The sequence below is a fragment of the Agrobacterium sp. K11 genome, assembly GCF_059429395.1.
Genome location: NZ_JCAHRB010000010.1, coordinates 326,237 through 332,861, shown reverse-complemented (window position 1 = coordinate 332,861; position 6,625 = coordinate 326,237). Strand labels below are relative to the sequence as shown.

Sequence of the window (6,625 nt, the reverse complement as noted above, 5' to 3'; positions counted from 1 at the left end):
GCAGGGGTCCCTTTTGGGAGCCGATAAGGGGTCCCGTTACGACGCCGATTGACACTTTACAGATAGCACGGCTTTGGTGGCGACCAGCGGTACACCCTCTAGGTCAAGTGTCACTGTTACGGCAATTTGTTCGATTTTCACGCCACGTTCATGGGCGACATAGCGTAGGTCATTACAGTAGCAGCCTCCTATTGCTAGAGCGAGCATTTGGCCGCCATTGAAACCGAGACCCAATCCCCCGGCCTTGCCTTCCGGCCGATCGATGACCACCGTATGGCCGCCAGCCCAACCCATCGCTGCCTCAGTGCCGGCGACGTTCCGCAACTCGATGACCGACCGCACCATCACATAACTCCGTCCATGTCTGAGCTTTGCAAGTTCGTGGCAAACGTTGGCGTGGTCAACTGTGTTTTCGGACCTGTTCTTTAAACGATGAGGTTTGAGGCCGCTCGGGGCGGCGGCCAATTTGGCGAGAGTGCACCAGAAGCGGCCGTTCCGGCAACGGAGAGTCCAACTTGTGGCTGGGTGCCGTTGGAGTTAAGGAATGCCCGCAATTTCGGGAAATGCTACACTTCTGATGTCCACCATGTCGAAGCTAATGAAAGGTTGGCTTGGCTCAATAACGCAGTTTTGGCGGCATCCCGTTGAGCGCCAACTACCACAAATTGTGCGAACCCCCGCCGATTTAGCTCCGATTTTGCGCGCTGTAACAATGCTGCACCCGCATCGTGCCAACGATCTTTAGCAGCAACGCAGAAGTCATCGATCAAAGCGGTCGCCCCACCCGGATCGTATACTTGCGGAGTTGGAAACTCTCGCGCGATAAGAAAACCGACGATCAGTGTGTTCTCAACGGCGACAAGAGACACGTTGTGCTCATCAGAGAACAGTTTTTCAAACCATGAAAGAGTCGAAGCAGCTGAGTTAGCGGCTTTCTTCCAAAAGCGCGGCTCGTAGTTCTCGTATTCTTTGCGTCTTGCTTCGACAAGCTCCACGCACCGGAGCGCATCCTCTTTCGAGGCATTCCTAATTTGCATCTGGCTAACCTTGTGGCTGCATTCATCTGCGATGGCAGCCAGTACAGTGTGGCGAAACACCTCTGTCAACATCTGCTATGGGCCAACGGCCGACTTGGCGCGGAAGCGCCAAAAGCGGTCATCGCATAAATTCAAGGAATGCCTGTTCTAAGGTATATGGCTTACGTCCTCCGAGCAGAAATGCTTAATTCCAGGAATGACAGAACCTACGCCCGAACAAATCGAAAAACTCGCTACCGCCTTTGAGCGCTTTACCCGTCGTTTCAAGGTCGCGGAGGCAGCGGCAGTCATGCAAAACTCGCTCAACCCCCTCGACATTCAGGCGCTTCTTTTCATTGATGAGCATCCCGAGTGTAATCTGGGGGATGTAGCCCGGCATCTTCAGGTCGCGCTGACGACAATGTCGTCTTCGGCCGACCGGCTGGTCCGTCGGGAGATGATTGAACGGCAGCGGCCAGAGGCAAACCGCAGGTCGGTGGCTCTGACAATCACGGACAAGGGGCAGCAAGTGGTCGCAGGCTATATCGATGGATATCGAGCCTCCTGCAAAGCGATGCTGCGGGCGCTTGATACCGTTGACCAAACCGAATTTCTGAGGATTACCCAACAGATCACAAAATACGAAGGTTGAATATTACGAATATCGTAGTATGTCTCTGACATCGAAATGATCAGGGACGTCATCATGACCCACACACCGCCCACTGCACTCGTCACAGGAGCAAACAAGGGTATTGGCCTCGCCATCGCACGGCAGCTTGGCGCAGCCGGACACACGGTCTGGCTGGGGTGCCGAGATATGTCACGGGGTGAGATGGCAGCTTTCGAACTGAGAGAAAACGGGGTTGACGCCCGTGCAGTGCAACTCGATGTTACGGACGATGCGAGCGCGTCCAGTGCCGCCAAAACTATCGAGAGTGAAGTCGGGCATCTCGACGTTTTGGTCAACAACGCCGGGCTCATGTTTGGTTCGCCTCCCTCTCTTGCCGAGGAGTCAATTGACGAGATTCAGCAAATGTTCAACACCAACGTTTTCGGGGTGATGCGCGTCACTCAAGCCTTTTTGCCGTTGTTGCGCAAATCGAAGGCGGCCCGGATCGTAATGATGAGCAGCGGCCTCAGTTCGTTGACGGATGCCTTGGACATGCGGAGCGAAACATGGACGGTCGGTTTTGGCGGATACTGCGCCTCAAAGACTGCACTGAACATGTTGACCGTCAAGCTTGCGAAGGAGCTTGATCGGGAAGGGATCAAAGTGAATGCGGTAGACCCCGGCCTGACATCGACTGATATGACAGGCAACGGACCGGGGCACTCACCTGAAGATGGCGCACGCCCCGCATTCGCTCTAGCAACGACGCACGCATATGGACCGACAGCAGGGTTCTACGCTTGCGCTCCATCAGGCGAACTTGTGCAAAAGAGTTGGTGAGACGCATTCAGCGATTATGGGATGCGGGCCGACCGGTTCCGCATCTCAATGTCTCCTTCGGGCCGACAGGAGACGCTCTGCCGCAAGAAGAATTGCCGTCGGCTTTTCCGTCATCCCCGTTGCTCGGTTTCTTGCTATTTTTCGCTGAGTGTGTGTTGAACCTTACATCCTGCGCTCGGTACTCTTAAGTGAGCTGGAGAGCCCGGAAACGCGACTGGCCTCACGCTGCTGCAAGACGTGCCGGGATTCGGCCAGTATCTCGCGATACCTTTGGATCTTGGTTGCTTTCATCCTGAATAAGTCGTCGACTGATACCGTTGCCTGCTGCACCGGAAAAGCCACTTCGTTTTCCAGAAGGTCGAGCAAAAGGTTTCGCATCACTGCGTTTTCTTCTCGAAGTTTCGCGAGCTCAATAGCCTTCCCACTCGACTCAAATTTCCGTGCGATAGCTTTGTCAATATCGTGTTCGACAAGCAGAATCTTGGCGGCATAATACCGGCAAGCAAAGAATGCTGTGACGAGCGCGCATAACGCGATGACAATGTAGATCATTTCGACCTCCAGGTTATCCTGAAAGTCGATATTCGGAAGCCGGATTTCAATACGCGAGTCACTCAGAAAACCAAAATGGCTCCTCTTTGATGAGGAACCGGGGCCGTAAACGTATCAAGTTAATCGTAATTGAAACGGTGGCTGTCAGACGCTTCGATCTTACATATTTTGGCGTCTTATTACCTTAACAGGGAGGTCGCCTTCCTCACGGGGTATGCGAGAGGCTCACCATTTTCCAAGATGAAACCCATACGGTACATGCATCTGCGCATTTCGGGAGAGCCATACGCACCTGCATAAATACCGACGGGGTGGTATGATGGGTAAGATTCAAAACTGCATCTGTCGAATGCTGACCGATAGGCGATCTCACGTACGTAGTCACCCGTCACCGGAACCGTACCGTAAAGATGCCATTGAGTCCGCGCTTCCGCGACTGCTGCCGTGAAGGTAACGCCCAGGATCACGCTCAGAGCCAGCTTGAGTTTCATGACACGCCTCCAAATAAACAATTATGACGAGCAACGGAGATTTCGTCCGGTTTGTTCCCTCGCTCAGACGCAGCTGGGCAATTGTGGTCTCGTCGCCCTCACGGTCGGAGTGCATGCCACTTTCTTTTCCCCTTTGGGCCAATTCGGGAGTGACGTCAGCTTTGCGCCTCCGTACCGGCTATTCAGATCAGTCCCGCCATCTCCTAAAATAAGACGTAAGCAAAAAGTCGCGGCGTCGTTCCTGTCAGGAACAAACTAGCGAAATTTGGAAACACTACATTGTTGCCGATTCGCTACATTCCCAACGACCGCTAAGCAAAAACCCCGCCGGGGATGGCGGGGCCGATCACGCCGTTTATGCAGGATTTAAGCGATAGTGAGTGCTTTCTCGATATCCTGCACAGAATGGCCAGTCAGATCTTTATCCAGTTCTCCAATAAGAACGTCCGACAACGACTTATGGTAGCCCTTGCGCATCTCGCCCAGTGTGCGCGGTGCCGCGATAATCACCAGACTTTTGATCTTGCCCTCAAGCACCTGCTTGTTCAGCATATCCGTAACACCCGCACCAAACCCGTCTTCGTCTTGCTGACTATCGTCAGGATTAGCCGAGCTACTGGAATGTCGGGCGCCGGAAGAGATCTTCGAGCTGTCGATCGCCGGATCTGGCAACGCAGTCAGATTGACAGTCGCCGCATCTCCGTCGTTCCGAAAAAGGCTAAGCTTTTCGCCATCGGCAACGGCAACGACCGTGTTCTGCGGAAGGTTCATGTTGATCTCCTTGGTGAGCAGCTCGAGCCCAGATGACCGACCCTGCTTGTTTCTGTCAGAAAATAACCCCGCTACAGACTATCCGTTCCGCAGTCGGCCCGACAAAACTACAGGATTGGCGTATCGCCGTGATCAGTCACCCCAGCAAATGCTTGATGCCGGCCTCGCGCCATCGCTGTGGCAGAGGGTCAGTCGAGGCTGCTGTACGAAACGCAGACCCCTGGAACGAACTTGGCAGTATGCATCTGCAGCGAAAATCTTCGCGATAATGCTGGTGAGCGGTACGGCATGGACATGCCGACCCTTTAATCTAAAGCGGCGTCCACATTAATACCGTATAAAACATACTTGGTAAAATCAGGCATTTCCGGCCGCCGCGGCACCACCAAGCGCGGCAAAAACCTGCGGGGAAAACTCAAACTGTCGAGCCGTTCCTCGTCCCATTGAGTTTCTTCCCAGCGTTTCCGTAAGGATGCCCCGTCGGACCAAGAGTTCAATGGTTTCGATCACCCCACCACGCGTCATACCGGTAATATCAATTATATTTGAGAGTGTTAACTTCTGATGCGCCTGGTGCATCAGATAGAGAATATTCATCATGCCGATCTGTTTGATGCGCGACTGCGCCGATTCACCATCGATCGGCTTCTCTAGGATTTCACGCACCGCAAATACGGACAAGGCCTGACTCTGCCATCTTTCACTTAAATTGCTTGCCATCGTTTTAACTATCTATTATCTGCATAGTCAAATAGTTGAGACGAGTCGCCGTTCAGTTGAGGCGGACATTTAGGAAGACGGAGGGTAGAGGGCATGAACGGCCTTTTCTTTCGAATGATCATAGCAGCGTCAGGGTTCGTTTCACTCTATACCATTTCGGAGCGAAGCGCTCGTGCCGACGAATGGGGGTGCCAGGTTATCCTGTGCTTATCCAATCCCGGCGGTCCGACCCAGTATGGGGAATGCAGGCCGCCCGTCGAGAAGCTTTGGAGGTGGTTGGCAAAAGGGCGTTCGTTTCCAACTTGCGCGGGCGTGGGTTTTCAGACCTCTCGCCCTTTTTACGAACCATATTACTGCAACGCCGGCTACCGCTTATCTGCTGGCTACGGTCCCAGGGGACGTGACGCGACGTGCATTTCCACGTCACTGCAAGCCGTGAGCGACAGCTTTTGCCGGCGAGATCGAGACGGTGGCGATCCGAACAAAGGCTCTGTCACGTCACCGAGGTGGCAAAGGGTAGACGGGCGATACCAATGCCTGGCCAATACCGTGGCGCGACCCCTGGTCCGCGAGAAACCTCGATACGTCGATGTGACGATTGAGGGCGTCGGCACGCAGAGGGTGTGGTTCTGACATGCCCGTTGTCTTCTCAGATCTTGCGCAGACCTGCGCACCCTTCGTTGCATCGGAGGCACTTGCGGGTGTGGTCAGCCCCGAAAGCCGGTTCGCTCCGTTCACCATCAGGATCAACAGTCGTGCACCGCTCGGGCGGCAACCTGCGACCAAGGCCGATGTAATCGAAGTCGCCGCATCCTCGGAGGCAACATGCCATGACATACACATTGGTCCCGACGGGGTCGGGCCGGAAGAACTGCGCAGATTGAACCTCTCGATACCAGCCGCTTTCGCTCGTTGCCTTAACCTGAAAGCTCCAGCGACGCCATCCGACGGCTATTGCTGCCTCTCGGTGAAGGTGGGTGCTGACAGTCCCAGGGCCGAGCAGGTGCTGCAATCCTGCTATGGACGTGACGATCCGTCGGTCGGGGGCGTGGTCAACTATGGCGATCAGGTTCGCCGCGAAATCGAACGGCTCGGACCGACAGTGGCTCGATTTACAATGGGCGACACGGGAAAAGGGTTGCAGACAAACGTGTCGGCGAATTCTTCCCAAGCAGACGTCGTTGCCGAAGTGGTGGCGGAAAACACTCCGGGGGAAGCACACGCGATCTCGGCGGCGTCCGCGTGGGACGTCTTCAAGACCCGAAGCCGTTCATCCGTCCTGGTGTTTCAAGACAATCAATTGGAATTGGAGCAGAGTGAATGATAATTAGTTCCCGGATCAGACCCGTCGTCGCTTCGTCCCTCATGGCTGCCGCCATTGTAGTGACGATGGTTGAGCCCGCCTTCGCGCAAGCCGCCGGCATCGAAACCGTCCTGCAGAACATCGTCGACATGTTGACGGGAAACATTGCCAAGCTTCTCGCTGTGATTGCCGTCATCGTCATCTGCATCGCCTGGATGTTTGGTTATATGGACCTGAGGCGAGCGGGCTTCTGGATCATCGGAATTGGCGGCATCTTTGGCGCCACCGAACTCGTCAACACCATCGTCGGAGCCTGAAG

At 54.7% G+C, this 6,625-nt stretch carries 10 protein-coding genes and 1 pseudogene; 5 read left to right on the top strand and 6 right to left on the bottom strand.

Features of this window, described 5'->3' with window-relative positions; translation table 11 throughout:
• Positions 1–42: 42 nt before the first annotated feature.
• Together AC5SEO_RS19810 and AC5SEO_RS19805 are read right to left on the bottom strand one after the other, a co-directional pair.
• A pseudogene (locus AC5SEO_RS19810) lies at positions 43–345 on the bottom strand (OsmC family protein); the annotation flags it as partial.
• 221 nt (positions 346–566) lie between these two features.
• Complete coding sequence (locus AC5SEO_RS19805) at positions 567–995, bottom strand: GNAT family N-acetyltransferase (RefSeq protein WP_323455295.1); 429 nt, start codon at positions 993–995, stop codon at positions 567–569.
• Between the two features lie 238 nt (positions 996–1,233).
• Here AC5SEO_RS19805 and AC5SEO_RS19800 point away from each other — a divergent pair, with 238 nt between their 5' ends.
• A complete protein-coding gene (locus tag AC5SEO_RS19800) occupies positions 1,234–1,668 on the top strand; it encodes a MarR family winged helix-turn-helix transcriptional regulator (protein WP_112401586.1) in 435 nt (144 codons plus the stop codon).
• Positions 1,669–1,722: 54 nt separating this feature from the next.
• Positions 1,723–2,469, top strand: a complete 747-nt coding sequence (locus AC5SEO_RS19795; RefSeq protein WP_010974415.1) for an SDR family oxidoreductase — start codon at positions 1,723–1,725, stop codon at positions 2,467–2,469.
• A 162-nt stretch (positions 2,470–2,631) separates the two neighbouring features.
• Here the strand turns inward: AC5SEO_RS19795 and AC5SEO_RS19790 are convergent, their stop codons facing one another.
• The 4 genes from AC5SEO_RS19790 to AC5SEO_RS19775 all read right to left on the bottom strand — a co-directional run bounded on the left by AC5SEO_RS19790 (position 2,632) and on the right by AC5SEO_RS19775 (position 5,003).
• Complete coding sequence (locus tag AC5SEO_RS19790) at positions 2,632–3,021, bottom strand: hypothetical protein (protein WP_025591457.1); 390 nt, start codon at positions 3,019–3,021, stop codon at positions 2,632–2,634.
• 179 nt (positions 3,022–3,200) lie between these two features.
• On the bottom strand, positions 3,201–3,512 hold the full coding sequence (locus tag AC5SEO_RS19785; RefSeq protein ID WP_162694119.1) for a hypothetical protein: 312 nt from the start codon (positions 3,510–3,512) through the stop codon (positions 3,201–3,203).
• Between the two features lie 366 nt (positions 3,513–3,878).
• Positions 3,879–4,283, bottom strand: coding sequence for a host attachment family protein (locus AC5SEO_RS19780; protein ID WP_025591460.1), 405 nt, complete (start codon positions 4,281–4,283; stop codon positions 3,879–3,881).
• Positions 4,284–4,640: 357 nt separating this feature from the next.
• Entirely contained in the window at positions 4,641–5,003 is a 363-nt protein-coding gene (locus tag AC5SEO_RS19775; protein ID WP_113556324.1) for a transcriptional regulator, read from the bottom strand.
• A gap of 93 nt (positions 5,004–5,096) precedes the next feature.
• On the opposite strand from AC5SEO_RS19775, the gene AC5SEO_RS19770 reads away from it, so the two are divergent.
• The 3 genes from AC5SEO_RS19770 to AC5SEO_RS19760 are packed head-to-tail and all read left to right on the top strand — an operon-like array spanning position 5,097 to position 6,623.
• The gene (locus AC5SEO_RS19770) at positions 5,097–5,636 is read left to right on the top strand and encodes a hypothetical protein (RefSeq protein WP_097169951.1); all 540 of its coding nucleotides are present in this window, start codon (positions 5,097–5,099) and stop codon (positions 5,634–5,636) included.
• A gap of 1 nt (position 5,637) precedes the next feature.
• Entirely contained in the window at positions 5,638–6,327 is a 690-nt protein-coding gene (locus AC5SEO_RS19765) for a lysozyme family protein (RefSeq protein ID WP_097169950.1), read from the top strand.
• Positions 6,324–6,623, top strand: coding sequence for a TrbC/VirB2 family protein (locus AC5SEO_RS19760; RefSeq protein WP_112157736.1), 300 nt, complete (start codon positions 6,324–6,326; stop codon positions 6,621–6,623). Before AC5SEO_RS19765 ends, AC5SEO_RS19760 begins: the two co-directional genes overlap by 4 nt.
• Positions 6,624–6,625 lie beyond the last annotated feature (2 nt).

What these genes read in the sequence shown, in the direction of transcription:
- AC5SEO_RS19800 (WP_112401586.1), top strand. Translation starts at nt 1,234, where the DNA reads ATGACAGAACCTACGCCCGAACAAATCGAAAAACTCGCTACCGCCTTT.
- AC5SEO_RS19795 (WP_010974415.1), top strand. Translation starts at nt 1,723, where the DNA reads ATGACCCACACACCGCCCACTGCACTCGTCACAGGAGCAAACAAGGGT.
- AC5SEO_RS19790 (WP_025591457.1), bottom strand. Translation starts at nt 3,021, where the DNA reads ATGATCTACATTGTCATCGCGTTATGCGCGCTCGTCACAGCATTCTTT.
- AC5SEO_RS19785 (WP_162694119.1), bottom strand. Translation starts at nt 3,512, where the DNA reads ATGAAACTCAAGCTGGCTCTGAGCGTGATCCTGGGCGTTACCTTCACG.
- AC5SEO_RS19780 (WP_025591460.1), bottom strand. Translation starts at nt 4,283, where the DNA reads ATGAACCTTCCGCAGAACACGGTCGTTGCCGTTGCCGATGGCGAAAAG.
- AC5SEO_RS19775 (WP_113556324.1), bottom strand. Translation starts at nt 5,003, where the DNA reads ATGGCAAGCAATTTAAGTGAAAGATGGCAGAGTCAGGCCTTGTCCGTA.
- AC5SEO_RS19770 (WP_097169951.1), top strand. Translation starts at nt 5,097, where the DNA reads ATGAACGGCCTTTTCTTTCGAATGATCATAGCAGCGTCAGGGTTCGTT.
- AC5SEO_RS19765 (WP_097169950.1), top strand. Translation starts at nt 5,638, where the DNA reads ATGCCCGTTGTCTTCTCAGATCTTGCGCAGACCTGCGCACCCTTCGTT.
- AC5SEO_RS19760 (WP_112157736.1), top strand. Translation starts at nt 6,324, where the DNA reads ATGATAATTAGTTCCCGGATCAGACCCGTCGTCGCTTCGTCCCTCATG.